General features: G+C 45.2%; 13 protein-coding genes. 7 read left to right on the top strand and 6 right to left on the bottom strand.

Translation table 11 applies throughout. The features are described from left to right. Positions 1-13 precede the first annotated feature (13 nt). The 6 genes from cydA to aspS all read right to left on the bottom strand — a co-directional run bounded on the left by cydA (position 14) and on the right by aspS (position 7,316). Positions 14-1,600 carry a cytochrome ubiquinol oxidase subunit I gene (cydA, locus tag R8N46_RS07955; RefSeq protein ID WP_005378311.1) on the bottom strand — a complete coding sequence of 529 codons (1,587 nt, stop codon included), beginning with the start codon at positions 1,598-1,600 and terminating at the stop codon, positions 14-16. A gap of 461 nt (positions 1,601-2,061) precedes the next feature. Next, positions 2,062-3,066, bottom strand: coding sequence for a Holliday junction branch migration DNA helicase RuvB (ruvB, locus tag R8N46_RS07950; RefSeq protein ID WP_005378312.1), 1,005 nt, complete (start codon positions 3,064-3,066; stop codon positions 2,062-2,064). 287 nt (positions 3,067-3,353) lie between these two features. Beyond that, on the bottom strand, positions 3,354-3,965 hold the full coding sequence (ruvA, locus tag R8N46_RS07945; protein WP_017820041.1) for a Holliday junction branch migration protein RuvA: 612 nt from the start codon (positions 3,963-3,965) through the stop codon (positions 3,354-3,356). A 67-nt stretch (positions 3,966-4,032) separates the two neighbouring features. Beyond that, positions 4,033-4,554 (bottom strand): crossover junction endodeoxyribonuclease RuvC, encoded by a 522-nt coding sequence (gene ruvC, locus R8N46_RS07940; protein ID WP_005387909.1) that lies wholly within the window; start codon positions 4,552-4,554, stop codon positions 4,033-4,035. A gap of 92 nt (positions 4,555-4,646) precedes the next feature. Next, complete coding sequence (locus R8N46_RS07935; RefSeq protein ID WP_318098379.1) at positions 4,647-5,393, bottom strand: YebC/PmpR family DNA-binding transcriptional regulator; 747 nt, start codon at positions 5,391-5,393, stop codon at positions 4,647-4,649. Between the two features lie 144 nt (positions 5,394-5,537). Further along, positions 5,538-7,316, bottom strand: a complete 1,779-nt coding sequence (gene aspS, locus R8N46_RS07930) for an aspartate--tRNA ligase (protein WP_005378401.1) — start codon at positions 7,314-7,316, stop codon at positions 5,538-5,540. A 273-nt stretch (positions 7,317-7,589) separates the two neighbouring features. On the opposite strand from aspS, the gene R8N46_RS07925 reads away from it, so the two are divergent. The 7 genes from R8N46_RS07925 to R8N46_RS07895 all read left to right on the top strand — a co-directional run bounded on the left by R8N46_RS07925 (position 7,590) and on the right by R8N46_RS07895 (position 14,232). Next, positions 7,590-8,456 carry a DUF72 domain-containing protein gene (locus R8N46_RS07925; RefSeq protein ID WP_033905053.1) on the top strand — a complete coding sequence of 289 codons (867 nt, stop codon included), beginning with the start codon at positions 7,590-7,592 and terminating at the stop codon, positions 8,454-8,456. A 93-nt stretch (positions 8,457-8,549) separates the two neighbouring features. Next, positions 8,550-9,287, top strand: coding sequence for a carboxy-S-adenosyl-L-methionine synthase CmoA (gene cmoA / locus R8N46_RS07920; protein WP_017635063.1), 738 nt, complete (start codon positions 8,550-8,552; stop codon positions 9,285-9,287). Positions 9,288-9,368: 81 nt separating this feature from the next. Further along, a complete protein-coding gene (cmoB, locus tag R8N46_RS07915; protein ID WP_005387902.1) occupies positions 9,369-10,340 on the top strand; it encodes a tRNA 5-methoxyuridine(34)/uridine 5-oxyacetic acid(34) synthase CmoB in 972 nt (323 codons plus the stop codon). 276 nt (positions 10,341-10,616) lie between these two features. Continuing rightward, positions 10,617-11,363, top strand: a complete 747-nt coding sequence (locus R8N46_RS07910) for an ATP-dependent zinc protease (protein WP_005378391.1) — start codon at positions 10,617-10,619, stop codon at positions 11,361-11,363. Positions 11,364-11,374: 11 nt separating this feature from the next. Then, a complete protein-coding gene (locus R8N46_RS07905) occupies positions 11,375-12,880 on the top strand; it encodes an inactive transglutaminase family protein (protein WP_005378389.1) in 1,506 nt (501 codons plus the stop codon). Between the two features lie 3 nt (positions 12,881-12,883). Further along, positions 12,884-13,852, top strand: a complete 969-nt coding sequence (locus R8N46_RS07900) for an alpha-L-glutamate ligase-like protein (protein ID WP_318098380.1) — start codon at positions 12,884-12,886, stop codon at positions 13,850-13,852. 227 nt (positions 13,853-14,079) lie between these two features. Further along, positions 14,080-14,232 carry a hypothetical protein gene (locus R8N46_RS07895; RefSeq protein ID WP_005378381.1) on the top strand — a complete coding sequence of 51 codons (153 nt, stop codon included), beginning with the start codon at positions 14,080-14,082 and terminating at the stop codon, positions 14,230-14,232. The last annotated feature ends 8 nt before the right edge of the window (positions 14,233-14,240 follow it).

Genomic DNA, 14,240 nt, shown 5'->3' with positions numbered 1-14,240 from the left:
TTATCTCCTTACCTTACGCTTCTACTTGGCGACTAACTTTGTCTTCAACAGAGTCAGCATTTTGCTCGAAGTGGTAGCGACCCGTTTTCAGGCTACTTGGACCTTTACGAGCGAATTTCAACATTAGGTAAACTTCTGCAATCAGGAATACCGTGTATAGCGCCAGAATTGCGAAGAGTGAAGTCCAGATTTCACCTGCAGTTAGTGCAGAAGCTGCAACATGCACTGGTAAAATTTCACCTACAGCCCAAGGTTGACGGCCGTACTCAGCGACGAACCAACCCGCTTCAATTGCAATCCAAGGTAGTGGAATGCTAAATAGTGCAGCTTTTAGAATCCATTGTTTCTGCTCAATCTTCTGACGACACGTTTGGATAAACGCCGCACCAAAGACAAACAACATGATGAAGCCACAAGCAACCATGATACGGAATGACCAGAATAGCGGCCATACTGTTGGGATTGAGTCGTCCGCAGCAGCTTGGATTTGCTCTTCTGTTGCATCAACAACATTGTCTGTGTAGCGTTTTAGAAGTAGACCGTAACCTAGGTCACCTTTCACTTCATCAAACGCAGTCATGTTTTCTTCTGACTTATCGCCCGCACGAAGCTTCTCTAGAAGTTCATAAGCGTACATGCCGTCACGAATACGATCGACGTGTTCATCACGTAAATCACGAAGACCTGTTACTTGCTCATCAAAAGAACGTGTCGCGATAATACCCATTACGTAAGGGATCTTAATTGCGTAATCGGTATGCATCGTTTCCTGGTTAGGAACACCAAATAACGTAAATGCGGCAGGTGCAGGTTCAGTGTGCCACTCTGCTTCAATTGCAGCGAGTTTCACTTTTTGAACTTCACCAAGCTCGTAGCCAGATTCGTCACCAAGAACGATGGTAGATAAGATAGCTGCAATACCGAAAGAAGCAGCAATAGCAAACGAACGACGAGCAAACGCAATGTCACGACCTTTTAATAGGTAGTATGAACTGATGCCTAGAATAAACATTGCGCCACAAGTGTAACCAGAAGCAACCGTATGCACGAACTTAACCTGAGCAACTGGGTTTAGTACAACCTCAGAGAAGCTCACCATTTCCATTCGCATGGTTTCGAAGTTGAAATCTGCGCCTACTGGGTTTTGCATCCAGCCGTTTGCGATAAGAATCCAAAGAGCAGAGAAGTTAGAGCCTAGTGCCACAAGCCAGGTAACCGCTAAGTGTTGGCGTTTAGATAGACGATCCCACCCGAAGAAGAATAGACCAACAAAAGTTGACTCCAGGAAGAATGCGACAAGTGCTTCGATCGCTAGCGGTGCACCGAAGATATCACCTACATAGTGGGAGTAGTAAGACCAGTTCGTACCAAACTGGAACTCCATGGTAAGGCCTGTCGCCACACCAAGTGCAAAGTTAATACCGAATAGCTTACCCCAGAACTTGGTCATGTCCTTATAGATTTGCTTGTTCGTCATTACGTACATCGATTCCATAATGGCCAGAAGGAAGGCCATACCAAGGGTCAATGGTACGAATAGGAAGTGATACATCGCTGTCAGTGCAAACTGCAACCGCGATAGATCAACTACGTCAATCATGGTAACTCCTATGTGTCGGCTGAATGACACTCTCTACATATTGCAATCCATATTCAGGTGTTATTTACACTTGAAAAATGTTGAATTATCACAACTCATTGTTGCAAAAATGTGCTTCATTGGTTAGTTAATTGTTAAGCATCAGCTAATATAGCTGGGACTAATATTACTTGTAAAAACAGATTGTTTCAAAAGGTTTATAGCCGTAACGCGCTTTGATATACATCAATGTTTATGCGCGGAATTTGCACAAAAATCCATCACATTGATCTAGATCAACCAGTATTGGATACGGATGTTAAGAGAGAGTAATCAGGAGAGAAATTAACCAGTTGCAAGCAAACATCGAGTTAACAATCAATGCTTTTTACTTACTAAACCAGTATGAGAAAAAATTCAAAAAATGTGAGTTTGGTCAACTTTAATGAAGTGCTGGGCAACAAAGGCCCAGCGAGGGAATCTTATTTTTCAATTCCGAAATGCAAATACGCACGATCTGTCGCGATTCTTCCACGCGGAGTGCGTTGTAAATAACCTTGCTGAATAAGATAAGGCTCAAGAACGTCTTCAATAGTGTCCTTTTCTTCACCTATTGCCGCTGCCATGTTGTCGAGCCCGACCGGACCACCACCAAATTTTTCCATAATCGCGAGTAGTAGCTTACGGTCCATGTAATCGAAGCCTTCGGCGTCCACATCAAGCATATTCAACGCCTTATCGGCAACATCGGCGCAAATGTGACCATTGCCTTTTACTTCCGCATAATCACGAACACGGCGTAGCAAACGGTTAGCAATACGTGGTGTGCCACGCGCACGTCTTGCCACTTCCAATGCACCTTCAGGTTCCATTGATAAACCTAAACAATCCGCGCTTCGCTGCACGATATCTTGGAGGTCTTTTATCTTATAAAACTCAAGGCGCTGAGTAATACCAAAGCGGTCGCGCAATGGTGACGTCAAAGAGCCCGCTCGGGTCGTCGCACCAATTAACGTAAACGGTGGTAAATCGATCTTAATAGAACGAGCGGCCGGACCTTCACCGATCATAATATCCAGTTGATAATCTTCCATCGCCGGATATAGCACCTCTTCAACCATCGGACTCAAGCGGTGAATCTCATCGATGAACAACACATCGTTTTCTTCAAGGTTGGTTAACAGCGCGGCCAAATCGCCTGCTTTCTCAAGTACAGGGCCTGAAGTAGTGCGAATGTTCACTTCCATTTCATTGGCAACGATATTCGCAAGTGTGGTTTTACCCAAACCTGGGGGACCAAAAATCAAAAGGTGATCAAGTGCTTCGCTACGTAACTGAGCAGCTTTAATGAAGATCTCCATTTGGTCACGGACATGGTCCTGACCTTGGTAATCCGCTAATTTTTTTGGCCGAATAGCACGATCAATGACATCTTCATCACGAAAGGCAGGGTTTTCTGGCGCGATTAAACGATCGGCTTCAATCATCTTTTTACCTTGAAAAATGGTTACCTGAGAGAATAATGCCGCTCGTTTAACAGCAAGTGGCATATTTCTATATCTCGTCATCCTGTACAGCGACGAAGGAGCGTGATACAGGATCTTCTATCCGAGCGATTTATGGTCAAATTGTTTCATTAACCGCTCAGCGTGCTGCTATTAGATTCCCAGTCTCGCCAGGCTCGCTGAAATGACACAAAAAAACATCGTTAAGCGATTGGCATTAACCTTAGAGAATGAGTTATCTTGAACAAATGTTCACTGTGCAACCAGCGTTACACCATTGATTTTAGAGCTTCACGGATCATTTGCTCACTGCTCATGTCCGGTTTAGCGATCTGAGATACCACTTTCGACGCTTGAGTCGGCTTGTAACCTAGAGCTAGAAGCGCACTGATTGCCTCTTCTTCCGCGTTGTTGGATGTCGCACTAGAATCCGCAGGAGCAGCATCCGTAAATGGTGTAAATAGATCGCCTGCGCCCCACCCTTTCAAGCGGTCTTTCATTTCAACAACCAATCGCTCTGCGGTTTTCTTGCCAACGCCTGGAAGCTTAACCAGCGTAGAAACGTCTTCATGTTCCACACAAGTAACAAATTGCGTTGCTGTCATACCAGAGAGAATACCAAGACCGAGTTTAGGACCAACGCCATTGGCTTTGATCACTTCACGGAAAAGTGCTCGTTCTTTTACCGTGTTGAAACCATATAGCAATTGCGCATCTTCACGGACAACAAAGTGAGTATAAATAATGGCTTCTTCGCCAACATTTGGCAGTTCGTAAAAACAGCTCATTGGCATCTGGACTTCATAGCCAATGCCATTAACTTCAATTAATACTTCAGGTGGTTGCTTTTCAATCAGTATGCCACGAAGACGTCCAATCACTATAAATACTCTTTGGAAATGAATTTGCGACAGGATAATAAAGAACTGGATAGACATCCAGTTAATTTTATCGATAGCGCCCTTTTCTGGCACTGGTTGCTTTGCCCGCTAAGGCAACGAGAGTCTTGTTAGTATTGGCATGACAAATCGCCACACCTAAAGCATCGGCCGCATCCGCTTGAGGCTTGGCGGGCAATTTAAGCATCTGCTGAACCATATGCTGAACTTGCGCTTTGTCCGCGCCACCAGTGCCTACGACAGCTTGCTTAATAAGACGAGCCGCGTATTCAAATACCGGCAACTCCGCATTCACCGCAGCAACAATTGCACTGCCACGAGCTTGGCCAAGTTTTAGCGCTGAATCCGCGTTTTTGGCCATAAACACTTGCTCGATCGCGAAAACGTCCGGTTGAAACTGGGTAATGATTTCCGTGACGCCTGCATAAATCTGTTTAAGCCGACCCGGAAGTTCTTTTTCTGAAGTACGAATGCAGCCACTACCAAGGTATTGCAAGTGGCGTCCATTTTGACGAATGACCCCATAGCCGGTAATGCGCGAACCTGGGTCAATGCCCAAAATAATTGACATGAATGTTCCTAAAAATGAGGCCTAATTCGGCCTCAGTCTTTTTATTATTACTTGCTAACTTCGGAGCAAATACCGCTCCCGACACCTTGAGTTTAATCTAGCGTAGCCGCAACGTCGTCAGAGATATCACCATTGTGATAAACCTCTTGAACGTCGTCCAGATCTTCCAAAGCGTCAATCAAACGAAGTAGTTTTGGCGCAGTATCCGCGTCCAAATCTGCTTTCGTAGATGGGATCAGCGACACCTCCGCGTTCTCTGCCTCAAACCCTGCGGCATCAAGAGCATCTTTTACGAGTCCAAAATCGCCTGGGGCCGTGTAGACATCAATCGAGCCATCTTCTGCCGTTTCAATGTCATCAGCACCACTTTCTAATGCTACTTCCATTACCGCATCCTCATCTAAACCTGGGCCATATGAAATCACGCCTTTCTTGTCGAAAAGATAGTTGACGCTACCATCCGTCCCCAGATTACCGCCTGACTTTGAGAATGCATGGCGCACGCCAGATACCGTACGATTTCGGTTATCCGTCATACATTCGACCATGACCGCCGTACCACCTGGACCATAACCTTCATAGATCACGGTTTCCATGTTGTCGTCGCCTTCATCACCAGCACCTCGGCTGACAGCGCGGTTGACAGTGTCACGTGTCATGTTGTTAGACAGTGCTTTATCAATTGCTGCTCGCAAACGTGGGTTATTTTCTGGCTCACCGCCCCCCTCTTTTGCCGCAACAACGATTTCACGAATTAATTTAGTAAAGATTTTGCCGCGCTTCGCATCTTGCGCTGCTTTACGGTGACGAATATTCGCCCATTTACTATGACCAGCCATAATTCACCTTTTAATGTATTTTGACGCTTAATAACAAAAACATGTTCTAAAAAGCGTTGCTTGGGAAATTGCTTTGGAAGTTTCTTGGGTTTATTTAAACAAAAACTCCCGCAGTTGCGGGAGTTTTCTTCAAATGTTGTGCGCTTATTCTGCGTCTTTTTCTTTCGCTGCAGTTACTGCGATTGCTAGCTCTTCTAGCGCTGCTGGGTTCGCAATACTTGGTGCGTCTGTTAGTAGACACGCCGCTGCTGTTGTTTTAGGGAACGCGATAACATCACGGATGTTCTCTGTGCCACATAGCAGCATTACTAGACGGTCTAGACCAAATGCAAGACCAGCATGTGGAGGCGTACCGAATTTCAGCGCATCAAGCAGGAAGCCGAACTTAAGCTGTTGCTCTTCAGGTGTGATACCTAGAATATCAAATACGGCTTCTTGCATATCTGCGTTGTGGATACGAACAGAGCCGCCGCCCACTTCGTAGCCATTTAGAACCATATCGTAAGCGTTAGAATTTGCCGCAGCAGGGTTTGCTTTTAGCTCTTCTGCAGTCACACCTAGAGGCGATGTGAATGGGTGGTGCATCGCGTGTAGGTTGCCTTCGTCATCTTCTTCGAACATTGGGAAGTCAACAACCCATAGTGGAGCCCATGCAGACTCATCCGTTAGCTCTAGGTCTTTACCTAGTTTCAAACGTAGCGCACCCATTGCTTCTGCAACGATACCCGCTTTATCAGCGCCAAATAGGATAATGTCACCAGATTCCGCTTGAGTACGATCTAGAATGCCGTTGATCACGTCTTCATTTAGGAACTTAGCGACTGGAGATTGGATACCTTCCATGCCCGCTGCACGGTCATTAACCTTCATCCAAGCTAGACCTTTCGCACCGTAGATGCCAACGAATTCACCGTAGCCATCAATTTGCTTACGAGTCAGAGAAGCGCCACCTGGAACGCGAATAACGGCAACGCGGCCTTTTTCATCGTTTGCTGGACCTGAGAATACTTTGAACTCAACGTCTTTCACTAGGTCAGCAACGTCTACTAGTTCCAGTGGGTTACGTAGGTCTGGCTTGTCAGAACCGAAACGACGAATCGCTTCGCTGAACGGCATTACTGGGAATTCACCTAGGTCAACGTTTAGTAGCTCTTGCCACATTTCACGAACCATTTTCTCAGTCGTTGCACGAACTTGGTCAGCCGTCATGAATGACGTTTCGATATCGATCTGAGTGAATTCTGGTTGACGGTCAGCACGCAAGTCTTCATCACGGAAACACTTAACGATTTGGTAGTAACGGTCAAAACCAGACATCATTAGAAGTTGTTTGAATAGCTGTGGAGACTGAGGAAGCGCGTAGAAGCTGCCTTTGTGAACACGGCTAGGTACTAGGTAGTCACGAGCGCCTTCTGGAGTCGCTTTTGTTAGGACTGGTGTTTCGATGTCTAGGAAACCGTTGTCATCTAGGAAACGACGAACAAAGCTAGACGCTTTAGCTCGTAGCTTGATGCGGTCGCTCATTTCTGGACGACGTAGATCTAGGTAACGGTACTTCAGGCGCTGCTCTTCAGAGTTCTTTTGGTTGAAGTCTAGAGGCAGAACATCAGAACGGTTGATGATTTCAAGACCTTTCGCAAGGATCTCGACTTCACCTGTTGCCATGTCTTTGTTTGCTTGGCTCTCTGGGCGAACGCGCACTTCACCCGTTAGTTTGATACAGAATTCATTACGAAGTGTGTTCGCCACTTCATACGCATCCGCCATATCTGGATCAACAACTACCTGAACGATACCTTCGCGATCTCGCATATCAATAAAAATAAGACCGCCTAAATCACGACGACGGTTAACCCAGCCGCAAAGTTCTACAGTTTGTCCTGCAAGGGACTTGTTCAGGTGACCACAGTAATGGGTACGCATAATGAAATTCCCAATCTCTCAAATGTTGTTAACTACGCTCTGTCAGCCTCATTGCTAAGCAGAGTAAAGATTCAGTTATACGCTGAATGTCCACGAAAATCGACTACTCAACATACAATTACGTGTGTTTTATCATTCACTGGTGCTTTTTAGTACAACAAATGTTCAAAAGCGCACCAAAGCGAAAAAATTGGGGAGGATTATAGCGTGAAATTACCTATTTCAGCAAAACTCTCGTAAAGTATTCACACGAGTAGCAAGCAGTAAAGAATAATGGATAACTTACCTCTTCGACTTGGATTGACGATGTGGTCGCACAATCAATGGCAACAAAGTTTTTACGGCAGCGGGACAAAGCCCGCTGAACGTTTAGAAAGGTATGCGCAAGTGTTTCATACCGTGGAAGGCAACACGACATTTTATGCCACACCGACGCTCAATACAGTGCAAAACTGGAGAGCCGCAACCCACGATGATTTTCGCTTTACTTTCAAACTTCCTAAAGCCATCACTCATGAGCAAATGCTAAGAGGTTGCAGCGAACAACTGAGAGACTTCATGAAGGTCATGGAGCCTTTGCATGACCGTGTGGGCCAATGGACAATTCAATTACCAGCCGCATTTGGTCCTGAGCACCTTGATCGACTGAAAAAGTTCTGTGCGAGCTTTCCACCTAACTTCCCTCTCGGTGTTGAGGTTCGCCATATGGCATTTTTCTCCAAAGGCGAAGAAGAGCGAGCACTTAACCAATGGTTAGTAGAGAATAATATTGACCGCATTATTATGGATAGCCGCCCAGTCTTTGCCGCTAAGCCCGACAATGAGGCGATTATTGATGCACAAATGAAAAAACCACGAGTCCCTGTTCACGCCATTGCTACCGCTTCACACCCTTTGATTCGCTTTATTGGTCATCCAGAAGAACAGCAAAATTACGAGTTTTTTAAACCATGGCTCAACAAGTTGCCACAATGGATTGCCGAAGGTAAACAGCCATATGTCATGATCCATACCGCAGACAATATAATTGCGCCAGAGTTGGCCGCAAACCTATATAAAGACATACAAAAGCGTATCACGCTCCCTGAGTTAGCGCCTTTCCCTGCTGACGATGGCAACTCGCAGTTACAGATGTTCTAACGCAACACATGACAGAGGCGCGAAATTCCCATAAAATACGCGCCTTTTTTGGTGCCTGACATTTTCAGGCGGCTTGTATGCAGAGACTTAGTTATGAACCCTAAGAGCAATCCAGATACTATTTTTTCGGCTCCAATCGATAAAATTGGGGATTTCACGTTCGATGAACGCGTAGCGGAAGTATTTCCTGACATGATTCAACGATCGGTACCGGGTTACAGCAATATCATTTCTGCAATCGGTATGCTGGCAGAGCGTTTTGTAAAACCTCACTCAAACATCTATGACCTTGGCTGTTCTTTGGGTGCTGCAACATTGTCTATGCGTCGCCATATCAAACAAGAAGGTTGCCAAATCATCGCAGTGGACAACTCTCCAGCGATGGTTGAGCGTTGTAAACTTCACGTCAACGCTTACCGCAGTGACACTCCTGTGGATGTAGTAGAAGCAGACATTCGCAATATCGAAATTGAAAACGCGTCAGTGGTGGTGTTGAACTTCACTTTGCAATTCCTCTCTCCAGAAGATCGTTACTCCTTGCTCGAGAAAATTTACGCAGGCCTGCGTCCAGGCGGCATTTTGATTCTATCGGAGAAGTTCGTCTTCGAAGATGAAGTGTCGAACGAACTGTTAATTGACCTTCACCACGACTTTAAACGTGCGAATGGTTATAGCGAACTAGAAATCAGCCAAAAGCGTAGCGCGATAGAAAACGTAATGCGCCCAGATTCAAAGAAAGAACATAAAGAGCGTTTCGCTAAAATTGGCTTTTCTAGCTACGACGTTTGGTTCCAATGCTTTAACTTCGGCTCCATGTTCGCGATTAAATAGACCATGCATACCAAGCCTGAACCATACCGATTTCGGCTTTTGTTAATAATTTATACCCATCAACTCAGCGATTGACTAACTATGTTTAACTTTGCAAATTTCTACCAATTGATTGCCCAAGACACTCGTCTTCAACCTTGGCTTAATGTGCTTCCGCAACAGCTAACGGATTGGCAAAATGCAGAGCACGGTGACTTTGGTCGCTGGTTGAAAGCCCTGAACAAAATCCCAGCGGGTAGACCGGACAACATCGACATTGTTGATTCTGTCACGATTTCAAACAATGAGCCGATGCCTCAAGGGGAACTTAAAAAGCTAGAAAGCTTACTTCGTACATTCCATCCTTGGCGCAAAGGCCCATACCACGTACACGGCATCCATATTGATACTGAGTGGCGCAGTGATTGGAAATGGGACCGCGTGCTTCCGCATATTTCACCATTAAAGAATCGCAGCGTACTCGATGTAGGTTGTGGTAACGGCTACCACATGTGGCGCATGCTAGGCGAAGGTGCACGCTTAACTGTCGGTATCGATCCATCTCACCTGTTCCTGATTCAGTTCGAAGCAATTCGTAAACTAATGGGCGATGACCAACGTGCACACCTATTGCCATTGGGCATTGAACAACTACCTAAGTTAGAAGCGTTCGATACGGTATTCAGCATGGGCGTGCTTTACCATCGCCGCTCGCCTCTCGATCATTTAGTGCAACTAAAAGATCAATTGGTATCTGGAGGTGAACTCGTATTGGAAACACTCGTGATTGAAGGTGATGAGAATGCAGTACTGGTCCCGACTTCTCGTTACGCGCAAATGCGTAATGTCTATTTCTTCCCTTCAGCAAAAGCCCTAAAAGTGTGGCTAGAATTGGTCGGTTTTGAAGATGTTCGTATCGTTGATGAAAACATCACATCCGTAGATGAACAACGTACCACAGATTGGATGACGCATAACTCTCTACCTGACTACTTAGATCCGAACGACCCAAGCAAAACTGTAGAAGGCTATCCTGCCCCTCGCCGCGCGGTTCTTGTCGCTCGCAAATCATAATTCGCTGAGATTCCTGACATTGTCTTAACTCATTTTACGAGTTAAGACATTACCCTCTTTCCTCGTAATGAGCGAGTTTGTTTTTTGAATCCATTTTTCACGTCAAAATATAAGCACGCTCTAAATAAGGATGCGCTTTTATGTCCTTGATTTTTGGCTTTTCATCACTATTCCTCAAACAATAAGTAATAGAGAAACATTCTTACTTGTGAGGCTTTATCGATATAAGCTAAACTCCTAAAAAATAAACAACTTAATCCAATCCCAAGGTTTTCAATGTTATTACGATTGACCCCGATTGTTGCCATCGCCTTACTATCTGGATGCTCACTAACCAAAGGCGAACAGTACCACCAAGAAACGTTAGCGGCGATTCAAAATTCAGAAGCGAATGTCAATAATCGCATTACCAACCTAGAGCTACAGCTCAGCAACCAATCGGACTATATCGACAGCCTTGAAGAACAAGTCGATAAACTACAGGTTGAACTTCTTACATTTCGCGATGAAGCAATGGCAGAAGTAAAAAAACCGAAAGAGCCGATTATTGTCCAATCTCCCGCTCCTGTGGAACCAACCCCAACTCACGATATTGTCCTTGGCTCTATCGAAAAGGTCACGGTAGAGTCGATTAAGCAAACTTTTGATGCACGTATCGACACTGGTGCCGCGACGTCGTCTTTAAATGCCGTTGATATTGAAGAGTTCGAAAGAAATGGCAAAAAATGGGTCCGATTCCACTTAGCAGACACCAGTAAATCCGAAGAAGAGAAAAGTACTTGGATCGAAGCTCCTGTCATTCGCTACGTCAAAATCCGCCAGGTTACCAGTGAAGAGTTAGAACGCCGCGCTGTGGTAGAACTTTGGGTGCGCGTTGGAAAAATTCATGAAAAAGCGCAATTTACGTTGGCAGATCGCTCACATATGAACCATCCTATTTTACTGGGTAGAGAATTTATGCGCGACATAGCACTTGTCGATGTAAGTCGTACCTATATCCAAACGGACGAAGATAAAAAATAATAAGGTAGATTATGACGTCAAAAATACCGTTTTACCTTTCTATCATCTTATTGGTGATTGCGGGCATTGCTCTGAGTGTTTTCAGGCATGAAAACTACGGCGTGCCTTGGACGCCAGGCGAAACTCGCCAGGTGTGGGATGTAGAAGCTCGTATTGAGTTCAATGCTAACGGCAACGAAGTAAAAGCGTCACTTGCAGCACCTCATACGCAAAGTGGTTACACACTTATCGGTGAATCTGCTTCCTCATCAGGTTATGGCGTTTCCTACATCAATGACGATTCAGGTCGTCGTGCAGAATGGTCAATTCGCCAAGCTCAAGGGCCACAAACCATATACTACAAAGCCCAGTTCTTAGTAGACCCTCAGGCTAAAGTCACTCCTTTACCGCCAACGGAAGACATTACGCCACCAACGCTTTCAGCGCCACAAGCAGCAGCGGCAAATGCCCTTATCGAACGTGCGATGAGTCGCTCAGCCGATAATGTGACGTTTACTCGTGAGCTTATCAAAGCGCTTAATGACCCTGATAGCCAAAACTCGTCGCTACTACTGAACGATTTCAGCCGTACTGATGCACTGCATAACATTTTGCTTACCGCAGGTATACAGAGCAAAACCGTCGGTGTTATCGAACTAGAAGATGGTCGTCGACGCCAAACAATTCAACCAATGGTTCAGGTTTGGTCAGGTAAAGATTGGGTACTGTTTTCACCAAAATCCGAACAAAAAGCAGTGAAACCCAACTTGTTAGTGTGGGATGAATCAAACGTATCCTTACTTGACCTTGTTGGTGGTAAAAATAGCCAAGTGCATTTCTCGATGATTAAGCAAGAAATGACACCACAACAAGCTACAAACAACAAAATAGAAGCAGATGGATTACTGAATATTTCAATTCATAGCTTACCTTTGGAAGAGCAAGCGATGTTCAAAACCATCATGCTCATCCCTATCGGTGCTCTGATCGTTGTGTTCTTGCGTGTGATTATCGGCCTGAAAACATCCGGTACCTTCATGCCTGTGTTGATTGCCGTTGCTTTTGTTCAAACTCAACTATTAACGGGTATTGTCGGTTTCTTGCTAATTGTAGGTACAGGCCTGATTATTCGAAGCTATTTGTCTAGGTTGAACTTATTGCTGGTAGCAAGGATATCTGCGGTCATTATTACCGTTATCATGATCATCTCGGTGTTCACCGTTGTTGCGTTTAAGATGGGCTTAACGGAAGGCCTAACAATTACCTTCTTCCCTATGATCATCTTGTCTTGGACGATTGAACGTATGTCAATCCTATGGGAAGAAGAAGGTGCGAAGGAAGTTGCTCTGCAAGGTGGTGGTTCGTTGCTGACAGCGGTATTAGTTTACCTCGCAATGACTAACTCATACATTCAACACTTAACCTTTAACTTTATTGGTCTACAGTTGATTGTTCTGGCCGGTATTCTATTACTAGGTACTTACACAGGTTACCGCCTCACTGAGCTACGACGCTTCAAACCACTAGCGGAGGACTAAACGATGTTCGAAAGTTTTACTTCGCCGTCTAAGCTTCGCCATAAAGGCATTATGGGGATGAACAAGCGTAACCACAGCTATATTGGCCGTTACAATGATCGTTCTAAATACCCACTTGTCGATGACAAGCTAAAGACCAAAATTATTGCACAGGCAGCAGGAGCAACAGTTCCTGCCCTGATCGGTGTCATTCATAACCAAGCTGAAGTTAAGACTATCCACAAAATGGTTGAGAACTGGCCTGGTTTTGTAATCAAACCTGCACAAGGTAGTGGCGGTAAAGGCATTCTGGTTGTTACGTCTCACAAAAACGGGGTATATACCAAACCCTCCGGCTCTACAATTGGTAGGGATGAGGTCGAGCGTCACATTAGTAATGCGCTTGCTGGCCTTTTCTCTCTTGGTGGTAAAAATGACGTTGCTGTGGTTGAAAACTTAATCAAGTTTGATGACTGTTTTGATGGCTTCAGTTATGAAGGCGTACCAGATGTTCGGATCATCGTATTTAAAGGTTATCCAGTTATGGCGATGATGCGCTGCTCTACAGCGGCTTCCGACGGCAAAGCAAACCTTCACCAAGGTGCGGTAGGAGTAGGCATTGACATCGCGACAGGTAAAGCCGTCAGAGCGGTGCAGTTCGATCATCCAGTGACTCATCACCCTGATACAGGTAAAGACCTTTCGACCCTTCAAGTACCGCATTGGGAGCGCTTGCTGGAGCTTGCGTCAAGTGCCTGGGAAATGACAGGTTTGGGATACATGGGTACGGATATGGTGCTGGATAAAGATGAAGGACCTATGGTTTTAGAGCTTAACGCTCGCCCTGGTCTGGCAATCCAAATCGCTAATGGTGCAGGCTTGCTTCCTCGTTTGAAACACATAGAGAGCCTTGGCACACCTGCTGAGTATCCAAAACCGATTGAACGCGTCGCTTACGCGGAAGAGCAGTTCGGTGTGAAGCCGTTGTTCTAACCCTCCGACATAATGTTCGTTATTACTCGCCAGTAATTGTCATGATTACTGGCGTTTTTGTTCCCGCATCCAAAAACCTTGCACTTGCTCTCCTTATTAAACACATCCTTCTCATATATAAGTTGAATCAATGATCGAGCTAACAAAATCAACATAGATCGTTTCTTTTCTACTTTGCCTTTTGAGTATGATGAGAGCTCCCCTTACTCAACTTGAGAGGTTGGGAAATGCTAATAAAAGAAACAAATAATGATGAACCAGAGCTTGAAGAACAAGAGAGCTTAGACCAACACCTACAACGCTTGTCTGAGCTTTCTGTCCAAGCACTCGAAGAGCTTGCTGAAATGATCGAAGTCAGGGACGATATTCCAGAGGAATAAACGTCGCT

The sequence above is a fragment of the Vibrio sp. 1874 genome (assembly GCF_033344395.1).
GTDB classification, from domain to species: domain Bacteria; phylum Pseudomonadota; class Gammaproteobacteria; order Enterobacterales; family Vibrionaceae; genus Vibrio; species Vibrio alginolyticus.
Note: the sequence above shows the minus strand (reverse complement) of the source record. Positions and strands in the feature narration are given on the sequence as shown.